This window comes from Pseudomonas sp. DR 5-09 (assembly GCF_001655595.1).
Lineage (GTDB): Bacteria > Pseudomonadota > Gammaproteobacteria > Pseudomonadales > Pseudomonadaceae > Aquipseudomonas > Aquipseudomonas pharyngis.
The window spans coordinates 1,557,684-1,573,440 of record NZ_CP011566.1; the positions used below are offsets into that span (position 1 = coordinate 1,557,684).

Genomic DNA, 15,757 nt, shown 5'->3' on the forward strand with positions numbered 1-15,757 from the left:
AAAGGTGGCCAGAAGCCTTTATCCAGACGGGTCGGTCAGATTAGCACACGTGCTGCGCGTAATACCGCGGGTTGAAACGCAGCACCATCAGCAGCATCAGCGCCATCACCGCCGTCAATGACCACCACGCCCACTCGAAGCTGCCCAGTCGATCGCGAACCACGCCGGCCATCAGGGGCGAGAGCCCGGCAATCAGGTAGCCGATGCCTTGGACGAATGCGGTCAGGCCGCCGGCACGTTGCGGTACCTCGAGATGATCGAGGGATACGATGAGACTCATCGGGAACAGTCCGCCGATGCCCAGCCCGAGCAGGCAGGGCCACAGCAGGCTCAGGTGCTGCGGGCTGAGGATCAGACCCAGGAATCCGGCGATGATCAATCCGAGCAGAGCGCCGAGCACCAGGCGTCGGTCACGGCTGCGATTGGCGATGGCGGGCACCACCAGGCCGGAAATCACCTCCATGGCCGTCAGAAAACCCAGCATCAGGCCGGCGTTTTGTTCGCTCCAGCCTTTTTCCACGTAGTACGGCGCCAACCAGGCGAGCACGCAGGTGTAGGACGCGGTGCCCAGACCGAAGAAGATCGCGAGCAACCAGGCGCGAGAATTCGTGAAGAAAGATTCTTTTCTGACGACGGTCCGGATGGTGTCCGGTGACGTGGCGCGGGTTGTCCACCACACAGGAATGGCGAGCAGTGCCAAAACCGCCCAGACCGCCAGACCTGCCCGCCAATTGCCGGTCTCCACCATCACCCACGGTGCGAACGATGCGGCCAGCGCCGCGCCGCCCATGATCGAAGTGACGTAAAGCCCCATGCACAGCGCCACGTTGTCGGGAAACCGCGATTTGATCAGCGCTGGCATCAAGGCCTGGATCAGTGCAATGCCGATCCCGGCCAGCACGGCGCTGGCGATCAATTCCCCCGCCGAGTCGAGAAACAACCGCGACAGCGTTGCCACGCCAATGATCAGCAACGACAGCAGCACCGTGCGTTGTTCACCAAGGCGCTGGCTGACCGCCATGCCGAAGAACATCGCCAGCCCCATCGCCATCACCGGCAGCAGCGTCAGCAACGCTGCGAGGCTGAAACTCAGCGGCATATCGCCGCGAATGGCCGAGAGCAAAGGACCCACCGCCGCCATCGACGGGCGCAGGTTGAGGGCGACCAGGATGATGCCGAGCATCAGCCAGAGGGCGGGGCGGGCAGCGGCGCGAACGTTTTCCATCTTCAAACCTTTGAACCAGAGACTGTCGATTAGGCGGGCAGGCGAGCGGGGCGGCAAATCAGAAAGTCGGGAGCGCTATCGAGAAATTCGATACGGCGTTTTCGTTGCCCGCGACTGAACCACAGCTGAATCATTCTCAAATACGCTGCAAGTTTCATGGTTATTTCATGTGCCAACTAATCGTTGGCTTCTTTTTCACAAAAAATTGATGGTTGCCTGCATAAAGTTTGTGTGGTCTGAGTCAATGAAATTTTCACAATTGACGACGGCACTTATTTCAAGGAAATCGCCCCTCGCCATGTTCAAGTTAAAAGCCGTGCGCCCGGAATGGGTGACGTTGTTTGCCAGCGCCTTTCTTTTGACCGGATTCAATTTCGTTCTCTGGCAACACCTGTTCGACATCACCGCTGCGGACGGCAAGGGCATTGCCATGCGCATTGCGTTCGGGGTGATGATCTTCGCGGCGTATAACATCGTGTTGACGTTGCTGGCGTTTCGACCCGTATTGAAACCCGTATTGACGTTGTTGTTCATGGTCAGTGCCGGCGTGGCGTATTTCATGAGCCAATACGGGGTCATGATCGATGCCGGCATGTTTCGCAACTTTGCCGAAACCAACGCCACGGAAGTTCGCGACCTGCTGTCTTTGAAGTTGCTGGCTTATATCGTTTTTCTGGGTGTCTTGCCGTCCTGGTTGTTGTGGAAAGTTCCAGTCAACTATCGTCGTTGGCATCGCGAGTTATTAAGCAAAGTTGTGGTAAGTGTCGCGTCGGTCGCGGTCATTGGCGGCGTGGCGCTGGCCAACTATCAGGGGTTGTCCTCGCTGTTTCGCAATCACCACGAAATTCGCCTGATGCTGGTGCCGAGCAACTACATCGGTGCCTCGGCCGGTTATCTGCGCGAGCAGGTGGCTTCGGCGCAGCAACCGTTTGTCACGATCGGCGAAGACGCCCAGCGCAATGCCGCCGTGCAGAACCATCCGCGCAAATCCCTGACGGTGCTGGTGGTGGGGGAGAGTGCCCGGGCGGAAAACTTCGGCATCCTTGGTTATAACCGCGACACCACGCCGAAACTGGACAAGGAAGCCGGCCTGATCGCCTTCACCGACGTGCATTCCTGCGGCACGGAAACCGCCGTGTCGGTGCCGTGCATGTTCTCCAACATGGGCCGCAAGGATTACGACGCCAGCAAGGCGAAGAATGAGGAAGGGCTGCTGGACGTGCTCAAGCGTGCCGGGATCGACGTGATCTGGCGCGACAACCAGTCCGGCTGCAAGGGCACCTGCGATCGCGTCACCCTGCAGGACGTCAGCAACCTCAAGGATCCGGCGCTGTGCGCCAACAGCGAATGCCGCGACGAAATCCTCTTGCAAGGCCTGCAAAGCTTTATCGATCACCTGGACAAGGACACCGTACTGGTCCTGCACCAGATGGGCAGCCACGGCCCGGAGTATTTCAAGCGTTATCCGAAGGAATACGAACACTTCACCCCGGTGTGTGAAAGCAACGCGCTGAACAATTGCAGCCGCGAGAGCATCGTCAACGGGTACGACAATACGCTGGTGTACACCGACCATGTGCTGTCGAGCCTGATCGATGTGCTGCGTAGCAATCAGGACAAGGTCGATACCGCCATGCTGTACCTGTCCGACCACGGCGAATCCCTGGGCGAGTACAACCTGTTCCTGCATGGCACGCCTTACATGCTGGCGCCGGAGCAGCAGAAACACGTGGCGATGCTGGCGTGGTTCTCCGACAGCTATCAGAAGTCCTACTCGGTCGACACCCATTGCCTGCAAATGAGCCGCGACAAGCCGCTGAGCCAGGACAATCTGTTCCACTCGATGCTCGGACTGCTGGAAGTGCAGAGCAAGGTCTACCAGCAGGATCTGGACATGTTTGCCGGCTGCCGGGGCGCGGTGATCGACGGCGTGTTGGCCAAGGACTGAGCCGGCAGACCCACTCTGTAAGACTATTCTTTCCCTCAGGCAGGAGATTTCATCAAGCTCTTGCCCTGTAGAGGCGCGGAAAGCGCCGGTGGCGATATATACTGCGCGCCATTCTTGAAGGGAGAGCCGTGTGGCCATCGATATTCACTGGATTCGCGACAACGATAGCCTCGCGCAGTTTTGCGCCGAGTGGCAGCAGCTGCCGTTCGTTGCCCTCGACACCGAATTCATGCGGGTCGACACCTTCTACCCGATTGCCGGGCTGTTGCAGGTCGGCGACGGCAAACGCGCCTACCTGATCGACCCGCTGACCATCAACGCCTGGCAACCCTTGGCCGCGTTGCTGGAAAACCCGGCGGTGCTCAAAGTCCTGCATGCCTGCAGCGAAGACCTCGAAGTCCTGCTGCGCCTGACCGGCAGCCTGCCGGCGCCGCTGTTCGACACCCAACTGGCCGCTGCCTACCTGAACCTCGGGTTCTCGATGGGCTATTCGCGTCTGGTGCAGGAAGTGCTCGGCATCGAACTGCCGAAGGGCGAAACCCGGTCCGACTGGCTGCAGCGCCCGTTGTCCGACACGCAAATCAGCTATGCCGCCGAAGACGCCGTGCATCTGGCGGAGGTTTTCGTACAACTGCGTCCGAAACTGTCTGACGACAAATTCGCCTGGGTGCTGGAGGACGGCGCCGAACTGGTTGCCAACCTGCGCCGCGAGACCGATCCGTACGAGGTGTATCGCGAGGCCAAACTGGCGTGGAAACTGTCCCGCGCCCAACTGGCCGTGCTGCGCGAACTGTGTGCCTGGCGTGAGCGCGAGGCCCGCGCCCGCGACCTGCCGCGCAATCGCATCGTGCGTGAACATTCCCTGTGGCCGCTGGCCCGGACCCAACCGGACAACCTCAGCGCGCTGGGCAAGATCGAAGACATGCACCCGCGTACCGTGCGTCAGGACGGCGAGTTTCTGCTTGATCTGATCAAGCGCTCTGGCAGTGTGGGGCCTGATCAATGGCCGCCAGCCGTGCCGGAGCCGCTGCCGATCGAAGCTGCCGCGCTGATCAAACAGCTGCGGGCGCTCGGTCAGGCCGAAGCCGAACGTCTGGGCATCGCGCCGGAACTGATGCTGCGCAAGAAAACCCTCGAAGCGCTGGTTAAAAGCGGCTTCCCCGAGGGCCCTTACCAATTGCCTGATTCGCTGCGTGGCTGGCGCCGCGAATTGATGGGCCAGAAGCTGCTCGACAGCCTGGCCACCGCCGGAGAACAGCCTTGAAACGTATTTGTTCCATTTATCAAAGTTCGAAGAAAAGCGGCATGTACCTGTACGTGCTCAAAAGCGATGCGCTGGAGCGCGTGCCGGAAGGCCTGATGGCGGCGTTCGGCAAGGCGAAGCATTCCTTCGATCTGGTGCTGACCCCCGAGCGCAAGCTGGCCAGCGAAGACATCGCAGTGGTCCTGGAAAACCTCGAAAAGCAGGGCTATCACCTGCAAATGCCACCGGCCGAGGAAGAGTACATCGAGCACTTGCCCGAAGAGTTGCTGCGACGCAACGACCCGGTCTGATCCGCGAGGCCCTGTCCTGGGCCTCTGGTAACCCCTGGAACGGTTTTTACGGCGACGGCTGCCACGAAGTGGACGGCCGCCTGCACGGTTTGCGAAAGGTTTGAAGATGCGCGTTCTGATTGCTGAACACGACCACGCGATATACGCCCGACTGCTGCGTCAGGCGGCCCCGGAGCTTGAAGTGCTGACCAGCGGCGACTCCGCCGAACTGGCCCGCCAGGCTGCCGATTGCCCGGTGTGGCTGGGTCAGCCGGATCTGCTGGCGACCCTGTTGCGTCAGGGCCACCAGCCTCAATGGCTGCAATCGACTTGGGCCGGCATTACGCCGCTGCTGGCCGACGGCCTGCGCCGGGATTACCGCCTGACCCGGGCGGTCGGCATTTTCGGCCAGGTCATGGCTGAATACGTGCTGACCTACATGCTCGGCCACGAGCGCGAAGTGCTGGCGCGGCTGGTCAGCCAGGTCGAGCGCAAGTGGGACAACCGCACCGGCCAGAGTCTGGTCGGGCGCAAAGTGCTGATCGTTGGCACCGGTGACATCGGCCAGAGCGTGGCGCAGTTCCTGCTGCCGTTCGGCGTCGAGCTGTACGGCATCGCAAGCAGCGCCCGCGAGCAGGCGCCGTTTGTCGAAGTCGGTTCGATGGCGGATCTGCCACGGCTGGTGGGCGAGGTGGATTATGTGGTCAATCTGCTGCCCAACACTGAGCACACCCACGATATCTACGACGCTGCGCTGTTCAAGCAATTCAAACCGACCGGGTTGTTCATCAACGCCGGGCGCGGTGTGGCGGTGGTCGATGCAGATCTGGTCGAAGCGTTGAAGGAAGGCCATCTGGCCGGCGCGGTGATCGACGTTTGCCGCCAGGAACCGCTGCCGCAACGGCATCCATTCTGGACCGCGTGGGGCTTGTTGCTGACCGGGCACAGTTCGGCGCCGACCTCGCCACCGATGATGGTGCAGTTGTTTCTGGATAACTTGCGGGCGTATCAGGCGGGAGAGGCGTTGCGCGGGGAAGTGGATTTCGCACGCGGTTACTGATTCACCGCAGTGAAAAATGTGGGAGCGGGCTTGCTCGCGAAAGCGGATTATCAGTCAGCCAAGTCGTCGACTGGTAAGCCCTCTTCGCGAGCAAACCCGCTCCCACAGTTCGTTTTGCAGTGTGGCTTAGAGGGTGAAGTCGCCTTCAGCCGCCAGTTCGCTCAGCGGACGACGCGGGCTCGGCGTTTCCCGTGCTTGCAGGTATTCGGCCAGGGTTGCCTTGTCCCCCAGCTTGCCCACCGCCACGGCGGCATGCAGCGCGTAACCTTGCGGAATGTTCAGCTCCTTGCGGGTCAGCTCCTGATCGAAGCCGGCCATGCCGTGGGTATGCCAGCCGCTCAGGCTCGCTTGCAGCGCCAGATGACCCCACGCGGAACCGGTGTCGAAGGTGTGCCACAGCGCTGGCGTTTCCTCGGTCGCACCTGGTGCGGTGAAGGTGGTTTTCGAAATCACGATCACCAGCGCCGACGCATGCTGCGCCCAGCTGCGGTTGAATTCATTGAGCAGACCCAGATAACGCTCCCAGTTCGGCTTGTCGCGGCGGGCGTAGAGAAAACGCCACGGCTGCGAGTTGTATGCCGATGGCGCCCAGCGTGCAGCTTCGAAGAAGCTCAGCAGGGTTTCTTCCGGGATCGCTTCGCCGGTGAAGGCGCGGGGCGACCAGCGATCGGTGAACTGCGGGTGAATGGCGTATTCGGCAACGCGAGGGTTGGCACTCATCGAGAGATTCCTTGCTACGTTTGAGGACAGGTTGGAAGCAAAACCCGGCGGGATCAGTTGGGCTGAGCGATGGGGTCGTGGCGCAAGCCTGCAGTTCCACCGGATGCAACGCGGTCGAGCGTTAATGGCATCCGGCAAAGGCCTGGTGAGACCCGCAAAGCTACTTGGCCGCGCAAAAACTGACAAGCCCTGCACAACCGGCAGTCGCCAGCGCTTGGATCACGGGGCCTTGGGCACTAGACTGGCGGCCTTTTCACCACCTGATGTTGATGCTTGAGCCATGGCCGCCAAAGTCGAACCGTTCTGGATACGCAAAACCCTCGATCAACTCGATCACGAGGAATGGGAATCGCTGTGCGACGGTTGCGGCCTGTGCTGCCTGCAAAAGCTCGAGGATGAAGAAGACAACAGCGTCTATTACACGCGCATCGCCTGCAAACTGCTGGACCTGAAAACCTGCCAGTGCAGCGATTACCCGAACCGCATGCAGTTTGTCCCGGACTGCATCCAGCTCACCCCGGGCCAGGCCGAAGAATTTAAATGGCTGCCGCCGACCTGCGGTTATCGGCTGGTCAGCGAAGGCAAGGACCTGCCGCTTTGGCATCACCTGGTCTGCGGTGATCGCGACGCGGTACACCACGAACGGATTTCCCAGTCCGGGCGCATGCTCGCCGAAGGCAGCGTGCCGGAAGACGACTGGGAAGATCACCTGATTTTTCGCGCAGGCTGACGATTGAGCAAGGAGCAGGTATGGCGACGGGATTGCGCCGGGCGCTGATCGTCACGCTGCTGGCGCTGAGTGCGCCGGTGTGGGCGGCGAAGAAAGTCGATCTGGATTATCAGGTACGCCTGCTGCCGCAGAGCGATCAGGCCGAGGTACGACTGACCCTCGCCAACGGCGAAGTGGTGCGCAGCCTGGATTTCGACCTCGGCGACGGCAGTCACTACAGCGACTTCAAGGCCGACGGTCAGTGGCAACTGACACCGGGCAAACCGGCGCGCGGGGTCTGGCGCCCGACGGCGGACAAGGCCAGCCTGACCTACCGCGTACGCATCAGCCACGGCCGCAAGAACGGCAGCTTCGACACGCGCATGACCCCGACCTGGGCGCTGATGCGCGGCGATGAACTGGTGCCGCCGGCCAGGCTCGATCAGCAGGACGGCATCGAACTGGTCGCGCGCCTGCACTTTGAATTGCCCGACGGCTGGAAAAGCGTCGAAACCGCCTGGCCGCGCATCGGCAAGAACAAATTCCGTATCGACAATCCGTCACGCCTGTTCGACCGCCCGACCGGCTGGATGCTCGCCGGCCACCTCGGCAGCCGCCGCACGCGGTTGGGCGAAACCGAAGTCACCGTGGCCTCGCCGCAAGGGCAGGGCATGCGCCGGATGGACGTGCTGACGCTGCTGACGTTCGTTTGGCCGCAGGTGCAGGCGGTGTTTCCCCGCCACCCGAGCAAACTGCTGATCGTCGGCGCCAATGACCCGATGTGGCGCGGCAGTCTGGCGGCGCGGGAGTCGATCTACCTCAACACGCGGTTGCCGCTGGTCAGCGAAAGCGGCAGCAGCGCACTGGTGCGCGAGCTGGCGCAGGTGTTCGGGCGGATCAACGACGAGCAGCGCAGCGACTGGATCAGCGAAGGGTTTGCCGAGTATTACGCCATCGAACTGGTGCGCCGTGCCGGCGGCATGAGTGACGAGCGTTATCAGGCGTTGCAGGCGAAGCTGGCCAAGGACAGCCAGAAAGTCACGACCCTGCGCGGCGAGCAGATCAGCCCGGCGCAGGTGTCGAAAGCGGTGTTGCTATTGCAGGAGCTGGACGGCGAGATTCGCCTGAAGACCCGCAACAAGCGCTCGCTGGACGACGTGCTGCGCGGGGCGATGCATCTGGGGACGGTGGACACCAAAGAGTTTGTGCAACTCGCCGAAAGCATTCTCGGCGAGTCGTCCAAGGTCCTTGATAGCGGGTTGCTTCGGTAGCGGTCAAACCCCGGCTTTCGGCGATTTCACCGAATCATTGCCGGTCACGGTGGCGGTGTTGGTCGCCGCCTCGGCATTGGCCTTGAGCTTGCTCAGCTCTTCACCGGCCCGCTCGATCTTCGCCCGCACGTTGTTCATGTCCTGACGGCTTTTCTCCAGCAGGCTTTTCACCGAGCTGTGGCCGGTGATGCCGCGGGCCATGGCCACGCCGCCAATCGCCACCTGAATCAGCCCGAATACGCCGCCACGGCGCAGGCCCTTGCCGACCATGATCACGCCGCCGGCCAGCGAACCGATGCGCTCCCAGCCTTCGACGTTCTGCTCGGGACGGCTCTGAAACGGGGTGGATTCGATACGTTCGACACGTTTGAGCTCGGTCATGATCTTTCTCCAGGCAATGAGTAATGGATAAACAAGCTGACTGCGCATGCGGTCAGCTCGTTCCATCGGATGTGCGGCGTTTCAGCGGAATTTCGGTCCGGAGCGGGTGTTCAGGCCTTTGGCCATGCGGTCGTAGAGCACGACGTTGACCGTGGCGGCGAGGTTCATGCAACCGGTGGTCGGGATGTACACGACGTCTTCGCACCAGTCGCGGATCTCCTGATCCAGCGAGCCGTCTTCGGGGCCGAAGATGTACAGGGCGCGATCCGGGTGAGTGTATTCCGGCAGCGGGCGGGCGCCGTCGACCAGTTCCACGGCAACCGGGACGCAGTTGAGCGGCAGGATCTTTTTCAGGTCGTCGATGCCGATCAGCGGGATGTCGTAGTGCACGCGCTTGGTATCGGTGACGAAATCGGCGGCGCGCTCATAGCGCTTGCCGGTGTAGAACACGGTCGACACGCCGTAGCAGCCTGCGGCGCGCATCACCGAACCGACGTTTTCCGGTGATTTGGGGTTATACAAACCAATGCAGCTGTACCGTTTGTCTGCCACGAGCGGGGTGCCTTCGGGAAAAAGAGGGCGATTATACGGGGATTGGGGGAGGGCGGGCAGATTCAGGATCTGCGGTGTTGATCGTTCCCACGCTCTGCGTGGGAATGCAGCCCGGGACGCTCCGCGTCCCAAAGCGGACGCAGAGCGTCCATTGAGGCATTCCCACGCAGAGCGTGGGAACGATCACATCAGAGTGGGGTAACTCAGTCTTCTTTCTTCATCAACCCCGCCAGCGCCGCAAACGGATTGTGCGTAGCCTTGGCGATTTTCGGAGTGCTCAGCGAGCCTTCGCCGAAGTACTGCTGGTCGGTGTAGCGCGAGTGTTCGTTGTCGTGGCAGTACAGGCACAGCAGCTCCCAGTTGGAACCGTCCTGCGGGTTGTTGTCGTGGTTGTGGTCGCGGTGATGCACGGTCAGCTCGCTCAGGCGCTTGCCGGAAAACTCACGAGCGCAGCGGCCGCAAACGTGCGGGTACATCTTCAGGGCCTTGTCGCGGTAGCCCATTTCCTTGTCGCGCTGGTTGTCGGCGAGGATGCGATCCAGCTTCGAGGTGTTGGTCGGGGTGGACGAACTCATGGGTTCACCTTTGCAGAAGACTAATGACGGTTATGGGGGCAAGTTTAGCTCAGCCCTTGAGCTTCTCGGCAATCCAGATCGTGTGGCGGGTGCCCTTGTTGCCGTGAGCGAAGACTTGCACTTCCTCGGCCTTGAAACCGGCCTTCTTCAATTTGTCGGAAAACTGCCGGTCAGCGCTGGCCGACCACACCGCCAGCACGCCTTTGGGCCGCATCGCTTTGGCGCAGGCGGCCAGGCCTGCGGCGGAATACAGCCAGCTGTTGGCCTTCTGGGTCAGGCCTTCGGGGCCGTTGTCGACGTCGAGCATGATCGCGTCGAAGCCGTTCGGCTCGCTTTGCAGCACCTTGGCCACGTCTTCCTGACGAATCACCGTGCGCGGATCGAGCAGCGGGCGCCCGGACTTTTCACCGAGCGGGCCGCGGTTCCACTCGACCACGCCGGGCACCAGCTCGGCGACCACCACTTCGGCGCTCTTGCCCAGGTGCTTGAGCGCGGAGGCAAGGGTGAAGCCCATGCCCAGACCGCCGATCAGCACCCGCGAGTTCGGCCGGCCGGCGACCTTGCGGCACGGGATCTCGGCCAGCGCGTCTTCGGAGCCGTGCATGCGGGTGTTCATCAATTGGCCGCCGTCGCCGCCCTGGATCTTGATGACGAAGTCCTCGCCATACTCGAACAGGCACAGGGCGCCGCCGTTGTCAGGGATCGGCGTGGTGTCGAGCAGAACGAAACGTTTCATGGAAATCTCTACAGGGGGGGAAGGCAAGCCGGCGCGTTGGGAGTAGCCTGAAGGCAGACTTCAGGCCAACGGAGCCCTTGATGAAGCGCACCATTCTAACGGTCATTACCCTGGCCGCGCTCTCGATAACTGCCGGACAGGCGCAACAGACGATTCCCGTCAGCCCCACACCGCAACCGGGCTCGCCCGGCACCGCGACGCCAACCCCGTATCCGCAGATCAGCCCGGTGCCGATTCCCAAGGCCGGCCCCGGCAGTGGCGGCCCGCCGCTGGTGCCGATCGAAATGCCCAGCCCGCCGACCAAGGATCAGCCATTGCCGGGCCTGGAACAGAACGACAGTAAACCCAAATCCCCGGGGGGCTAGATCTGCTGGGCGGCGAGCTGGCCGTCGGCCATGCGCAGGCGCTTGGAGAGGGAGACGGCGAGGGCGCGGATGATCTTGGCGGCGATCTTCGGCGCGTCGTTGAGCATTTTTTCCAGCGAGTCCTTGCCGAGGTTGAGCAACTGGCAGTTGCTCGCCGCCACACAAGTCGCCGAACGGCGTTCGCCGTCGAGCACGGCCATTTCACCGAATGCCCGACCGCTGCGCAGGGTAGCCATGGTCACGACCTGACCGTCGCCACCGGTTTTCTGCACGGCCACCTGGCCGGTGTGGATGATGCACATGAAACTGCCGGCATCGCCTTCGCGAAAGATCGCTTCGCCTTCAGCCACGGTGCTGATGCTGAAGTAACCCGAGGCGGCGGCGAAATCCGCCAGTTGCAATTGATCGAACAGGCCGCAGTCCATCAGCCAGTCGCGGATTTCGTTGTTCAGTAGGGTGGGTTCTGACATGTCGTGCGGTCTTTTTTTGTTTTCACTGTTTCAAGGCGTTGCACAGAACTCCTGTGGGAGCGAGCCTGCTCGCGATGGCGGAGTGTCAGCCAACATCAACATGACTGACAGATTGCTATCGCGAGCAGGCTCGCTCCCACAAGGGATTGATGTGCTATCGGCCTATCGGGTCTGGAATTAAGACCCAAGTGACCGGCGGAGTTCCTCAGGCAATGCCCAGAACCTTGAAAACAAATGCATATTCGAGGGCTACGTCACGTAATCCCTGATAACGCCCGCTCATGCCGCCGTGGCCGGCGCCCAGTTCGGTCTTGAGCAGCAATGGATTGTCATCGGTCTTGGTCGCACGCAACTTCGCCACCCACTTGGCCGCTTCCCAATACTGCACGCGGCTGTCGTTATAGCCGGCGATCACCAGTGTTGCGGGATACGCCTGTGCAGTGACGTTTTCGTACGGCGCATAGGCCTTGATCCGCTCGTAGACCTCCGGCTCTTCGGGATTGCCCCACTCGTCGTATTCAGTGACGGTCAGCGGCAGATCCGGATCGAGCATGGTGTTGAGCACGTCGACGAACGGCACTTCGGCAATCGCCACACCGAACAGGTCCGGACGCTGGTTGAGCACCGCGCCGATCAGCAGGCCACCGGCGCTGCCACCACTGATCGCCAGTTGTGGCGCGGTGGTGATGCCGTTGAGGATCAGGAATTCGGCGCAGGCAATGAAGTCGCTGAAGGTGTTGTGCTTGTGCTCCTGCTTGCCGGCGCGGTACCAGGCTTCGCCCAGTTCACCGCCGCCGCGAACGTGGGCGATGGCGAACGCCATGCCGCGATCCAGCAGGCTGAGGCGGGCGTGGGAGAACCACGGATCGAGGCTTGAACCGTAGGCGCCGTAACCGTACAGATACAACGGCACGGGTTTGCCGACCATTTCCCGTTTCATCACCAGGCTGATCGGCACCTGGGTGCCGTCCGGCGCGGTCGCCCACAGGCGCTGGCTGACGTAGGCGTCGGCGTCGAACGGGCCGAGCACCGGGGTTTCCTTGAGCACAGTCTGTTCGCCGGTGGCGAGGATCAATTGCCGAACCTGAGCCGGACGGTTCAGCGCTTCATAGCGCAGGCGAATGCGGTCGCTTTCGAATTCCAGGCTATTTTGCACATAGAGGCTGTAGGCCGCATCCGGTAATTGCACGCGATAAGGCGCCAGACCGTGTGGGCGAACTTCGATGATCGGCAGACCACCTTCGCGCAGGCTCAGGGTCAGGGCTTCGGCATTGAGTGTCACGCCATCGAGCATCACCGAATCGCTGTGCGGAATCAGGTTCTGCCAGTCGGCTTCGCTCGGTGCGATGCCGGTGTCCGGCGCCTGATACAGGGCGAAGTTGATGCCGTCGCGGTTGGTGCGGATGAACCAGGTCCACTCGCCGTCGAGCTTGCCGTGATCGACGTCGTATTCGTGATCCTCGACCCGTGGCGCCAGGCAAGTGAACGGCTGGTGCGGCTGATTGGCGTCCAGCGCCCAGACTTCGCTGGTGGTCTTGCTGCCCAACGACAACAGCAGTTGTTGCTCGGAGCTGGCGCGGTAGCAATGCAGGAAAAAACGCCCGTCCGGTTCGTGGAACACCTCTTCGGCGGCCGTGCCATCCAGGCGATAGCGGAACAGCTTGTGCGGGCGATGGGTGTCGTCGAGCACGCCGAAGAACAGGGTCAGGCTGTCGTTGGCCCAGGTCATGCTGCCGTCGCAATCCTGGAATTCCAGTTCGCTGACACGCTCGCTGGATAATTCCTTCACGAACAGCGTGTAAATCTCGTCACCCGAGGCATCGACGCTGTAGGCCAGACGCTGGTGATCCGGGCTGATGCTGAACGCGCCGAGGGAGAAAAAGCCGCCATTGGCCAGAGCATTCGGGTCGAGCAGCAGCTGTTCGCGGCTTTCGTCGAGGGTCAGGCTGTCATCGGCCGGGCGCGGGCAGCGGTAGTGACGGGCATATTCGTCACCCGCTGTGGTGCGGGTGTAATACAGGTAAGGACCCCATGGCGAGGGGAGGGACAGGTCGGTTTCGAGGATCCGGCCCTTGATCTCTTCGAACAGGGTTTCGCGCAGCTCGGCCTGATCGGCGGTCTGCGCCTGCTGGTAGTCGTTTTCAGCCTTGAGGTAGTCGAGCACCGCGTCGGTGTCGCGTTCCTGCAGCCAGGCGTACGGGTCGTGGCCGGCGGCCTTGTGGGCAATCGGGGCGCTGCTGACGTTGGCGGATACGGGCATGGAAAGCTCTCGGACATGACAAATAAGGGCCGCACGGACGGCGGGGAAGCCTGACGTGCGAAAAGTCGTTACTATAAGCGCCTCTTTGCCTGCCTTGCCATGGACACCATGACCGAGAACGACTATCTGATCGCCTGGGGCCTTTACGCCTTTGCCGCCGTGGGCTGCCTGCTGGTGTGGATGCGCATGACCCGCTGGATGTGGCGCTGGCTGCGCGAGCCGCTGCGTGTGCTGATGGCGGTGTTGCTGTTCAGCCCGACCATCATTGACCCGGTGAAGGAAAAATTCGCCCCGGCCATCGCCATCACGGCGCTGGATCTGGCGTTCAAGGTCGGCAACAACGCCTGGCGCGCCATTTCCGAACTGCTCATGTACGCCATGATCGCATTCGGCCTGTACCTGATTTTTGTGCTGATCCGCCTGCCGATCGAACGCGCCTCCAAGGCCCGCCGGGAGCAGGCTGAAGCCGCCCGCGCAGCGGCCCGTGCCGATGACGAGCGTGACGCCGATCAACCGTTCGGCGGTGCTGGCGATGACCGCTACGGTCGCCCGCCGGTGCCGAGCAATCCGCAGCGCATGCGGGTCGAGCCGCGTCTGTAATCACGAGAGTCCGCACATGTGTGAATTACTGGGCATGAGTGCCAACGTGCCGACCGACATCGTGTTCAGCTTCACCGGGCTGATGCAGCGCGGCGGCCGCACCGGCCCGCACCGCGACGGTTGGGGCATTGCCTTCTACGAAGGTCGTGGGCTGCGCCTGTTCCAGGACCCGGCGGCCAGCAGCGAGTCGGAAGTGGCCAATCTGGTGCAGCGTTATCCGATCAAGAGCGAAGTGGTCATCGGGCATATCCGTCAGGCCAACGTCGGCAAGGTCTGTCTGTCCAACACCCACCCGTTCGTCCGCGAACTGTGGGGGCGCAACTGGTGCTTCGCCCACAACGGCCAGCTCGCCGATTTCACCCCGATCAAGAGTTTCTACCGCCCGGTCGGCGATACCGACAGCGAAGCGGCGTTCTGCGATTTGCTCAACCGGGTACGTGCAGCGTTTCCGGAACCGGTCGATATAGAAGTGCTGCTGCCGGAGCTGGTCGCGGCCTGCGCCGAATATCGCAGCAAAGGCGTGTTCAACTGCCTGCTCAGCGACGGCGACTGGCTGTTCTGCTATTGCTCGACCAAACTGGCGCAGATCACCCGACGCGCACCGTTTGGCCCGGCGCGGCTCAAGGATGTCGATGTGATTGTCGACTTCCAGGCCGAAACCACGCCCAACGACGTGGTCACGGTGATTGCCACCGAACCCTTGACCGAAAACGAAACCTGGACCCGCTACGAACCGGGCCAATGGAGCCTGTGGCGACGCGGCGAATGCGTCAGCCAGGGCACGACCGAATAAGGATTGCACCCAAATGTTGCTCAGTTATCTACGGCTGGTGTTGTTTGCGGCGGGCCTGTTGATCGGTGTCCAGGTGCCGGGCTTCATCAACGATTACGCAAAGCGGGTCGAAGCGCACCTGATCGAGGCGCAGACTGGTCTACGCGGCTTCCAGGGCACCGCCGAGCAGTTCTTCAAGGGTGATATCCAGGCGCTGGTCGCCCATTATCGCGCCAGCGAAGACCCGGTGTTTCGCAGCGATGCCGACAGCCTGAGCACCTTGCTCAACCGTCAGCTGGCGCTGGACAAGCAATTCCAGGCGATGCAGGGCCCGTGGTACATCCGCTTCCTGCAAGTGGTGCTGGCCGCCGACCCGGACATCCGCAAGGAAACCTGGAATGGCTACAGCTACCAGATCCTGCTGACGCCGGAAGCGATGATCTGGGGCATGAGCGGCGCGATGTTGCTGTCGTTCGGCCTTGAATGCCTGTTCCGTCTGATCGACTGGGTGGTGCTGGGCGGCAAGCGCCTGCGCCAGAGCCGACCGATCGAAGACCGGGATGTGCGCGGGCTGTAAGCT

The 15,757-nt window shown here is 62.0% G+C and carries 18 protein-coding genes; 10 read left to right on the forward strand and 8 right to left on the reverse strand.

Translation table 11 applies throughout. From position 1 onward, the window contains the following. Positions 1-40: 40 nt before the first annotated feature. On the reverse strand, positions 41-1,225 hold the full coding sequence (locus tag PDR5_RS07050) for a cyanate transporter (protein ID WP_064594153.1): 1,185 nt from the start codon (positions 1,223-1,225) through the stop codon (positions 41-43). A gap of 298 nt (positions 1,226-1,523) precedes the next feature. On the opposite strand from PDR5_RS07050, the gene PDR5_RS07055 reads away from it, so the two are divergent. From PDR5_RS07055 to PDR5_RS07070, 4 genes are all read left to right on the forward strand, one after another. Beyond that, positions 1,524-3,173, forward strand: a complete 1,650-nt coding sequence (locus tag PDR5_RS07055) for a phosphoethanolamine transferase (RefSeq protein WP_064594155.1) — start codon at positions 1,524-1,526, stop codon at positions 3,171-3,173. Between the two features lie 130 nt (positions 3,174-3,303). Next, entirely contained in the window at positions 3,304-4,437 is a 1,134-nt protein-coding gene (gene rnd / locus PDR5_RS07060; protein WP_007958043.1) for a ribonuclease D, read from the forward strand. After that, the gene (locus PDR5_RS07065) at positions 4,434-4,727 is read left to right on the forward strand and encodes a YcgL domain-containing protein (protein ID WP_007958052.1); all 294 of its coding nucleotides are present in this window, start codon (positions 4,434-4,436) and stop codon (positions 4,725-4,727) included. Before rnd ends, PDR5_RS07065 begins: the two co-directional genes overlap by 4 nt. Before the next feature lie 106 nt (positions 4,728-4,833). After that, positions 4,834-5,766 carry a D-2-hydroxyacid dehydrogenase gene (locus tag PDR5_RS07070; RefSeq protein ID WP_039772640.1) on the forward strand — a complete coding sequence of 311 codons (933 nt, stop codon included), beginning with the start codon at positions 4,834-4,836 and terminating at the stop codon, positions 5,764-5,766. Between the two features lie 126 nt (positions 5,767-5,892). On the opposite strand, the gene PDR5_RS07075 is transcribed toward PDR5_RS07070, so the two are convergent. Then, positions 5,893-6,486 carry a nitroreductase family protein gene (locus PDR5_RS07075; protein WP_064594157.1) on the reverse strand — a complete coding sequence of 198 codons (594 nt, stop codon included), beginning with the start codon at positions 6,484-6,486 and terminating at the stop codon, positions 5,893-5,895. Between the two features lie 280 nt (positions 6,487-6,766). Here PDR5_RS07075 and PDR5_RS07080 point away from each other — a divergent pair, with 280 nt between their 5' ends. Together PDR5_RS07080 and PDR5_RS07085 are read left to right on the forward strand one after the other, a co-directional pair. After that, complete coding sequence (locus PDR5_RS07080; RefSeq protein WP_064594159.1) at positions 6,767-7,216, forward strand: YcgN family cysteine cluster protein; 450 nt, start codon at positions 6,767-6,769, stop codon at positions 7,214-7,216. Positions 7,217-7,236: 20 nt separating this feature from the next. Beyond that, positions 7,237-8,466: a hypothetical protein gene (locus PDR5_RS07085; RefSeq protein ID WP_064594161.1), complete on the forward strand. Its 1,230-nt coding sequence runs from the start codon at positions 7,237-7,239 to the stop codon at positions 8,464-8,466. Between the two features lie 3 nt (positions 8,467-8,469). On the opposite strand, the gene PDR5_RS07090 is transcribed toward PDR5_RS07085, so the two are convergent. The 4 genes from PDR5_RS07090 to PDR5_RS07105 form a co-directional block, all read right to left on the reverse strand. After that, positions 8,470-8,847 carry a YgaP family membrane protein gene (locus PDR5_RS07090; protein ID WP_039772634.1) on the reverse strand — a complete coding sequence of 126 codons (378 nt, stop codon included), beginning with the start codon at positions 8,845-8,847 and terminating at the stop codon, positions 8,470-8,472. 81 nt (positions 8,848-8,928) lie between these two features. Next, complete coding sequence (locus PDR5_RS07095) at positions 8,929-9,399, reverse strand: RNA methyltransferase (protein ID WP_007958066.1); 471 nt, start codon at positions 9,397-9,399, stop codon at positions 8,929-8,931. 203 nt (positions 9,400-9,602) lie between these two features. Continuing rightward, on the reverse strand, positions 9,603-9,974 hold the full coding sequence (locus PDR5_RS07100) for a YajD family HNH nuclease (RefSeq protein WP_007944009.1): 372 nt from the start codon (positions 9,972-9,974) through the stop codon (positions 9,603-9,605). A gap of 49 nt (positions 9,975-10,023) precedes the next feature. Then, positions 10,024-10,710: a hypothetical protein gene (locus tag PDR5_RS07105; RefSeq protein ID WP_011332930.1), complete on the reverse strand. Its 687-nt coding sequence runs from the start codon at positions 10,708-10,710 to the stop codon at positions 10,024-10,026. 80 nt (positions 10,711-10,790) lie between these two features. Here PDR5_RS07105 and PDR5_RS07110 point away from each other — a divergent pair, with 80 nt between their 5' ends. Further along, positions 10,791-11,075, forward strand: coding sequence for a hypothetical protein (locus PDR5_RS07110; protein ID WP_064594163.1), 285 nt, complete (start codon positions 10,791-10,793; stop codon positions 11,073-11,075). Here the strand turns inward: PDR5_RS07110 and PDR5_RS07115 are convergent. Together PDR5_RS07115 and PDR5_RS07120 are read right to left on the reverse strand one after the other, a co-directional pair. After that, the gene (locus PDR5_RS07115; protein WP_007956482.1) at positions 11,072-11,545 is read right to left on the reverse strand and encodes a cyclic nucleotide-binding domain-containing protein; all 474 of its coding nucleotides are present in this window, start codon (positions 11,543-11,545) and stop codon (positions 11,072-11,074) included. The genes PDR5_RS07110 and PDR5_RS07115 overlap by 4 nt on opposite strands. Positions 11,546-11,750: 205 nt before the next feature. After that, complete coding sequence (locus PDR5_RS07120) at positions 11,751-13,805, reverse strand: S9 family peptidase (RefSeq protein WP_064594165.1); 2,055 nt, start codon at positions 13,803-13,805, stop codon at positions 11,751-11,753. Between the two features lie 99 nt (positions 13,806-13,904). Here PDR5_RS07120 and PDR5_RS07125 point away from each other — a divergent pair, with 99 nt between their 5' ends. From PDR5_RS07125 to PDR5_RS07135, 3 genes are read left to right on the forward strand one after another with little or no spacing between them, the layout of a single operon-like run. After that, complete coding sequence (locus PDR5_RS07125) at positions 13,905-14,405, forward strand: hypothetical protein (RefSeq protein ID WP_039772625.1); 501 nt, start codon at positions 13,905-13,907, stop codon at positions 14,403-14,405. Between the two features lie 16 nt (positions 14,406-14,421). Next, positions 14,422-15,198, forward strand: coding sequence for a class II glutamine amidotransferase (locus tag PDR5_RS07130; protein WP_064594167.1), 777 nt, complete (start codon positions 14,422-14,424; stop codon positions 15,196-15,198). A gap of 13 nt (positions 15,199-15,211) precedes the next feature. Further along, positions 15,212-15,754 carry a DUF2937 family protein gene (locus PDR5_RS07135; RefSeq protein WP_011332934.1) on the forward strand — a complete coding sequence of 181 codons (543 nt, stop codon included), beginning with the start codon at positions 15,212-15,214 and terminating at the stop codon, positions 15,752-15,754. The last annotated feature ends 3 nt before the right edge of the window (positions 15,755-15,757 follow it).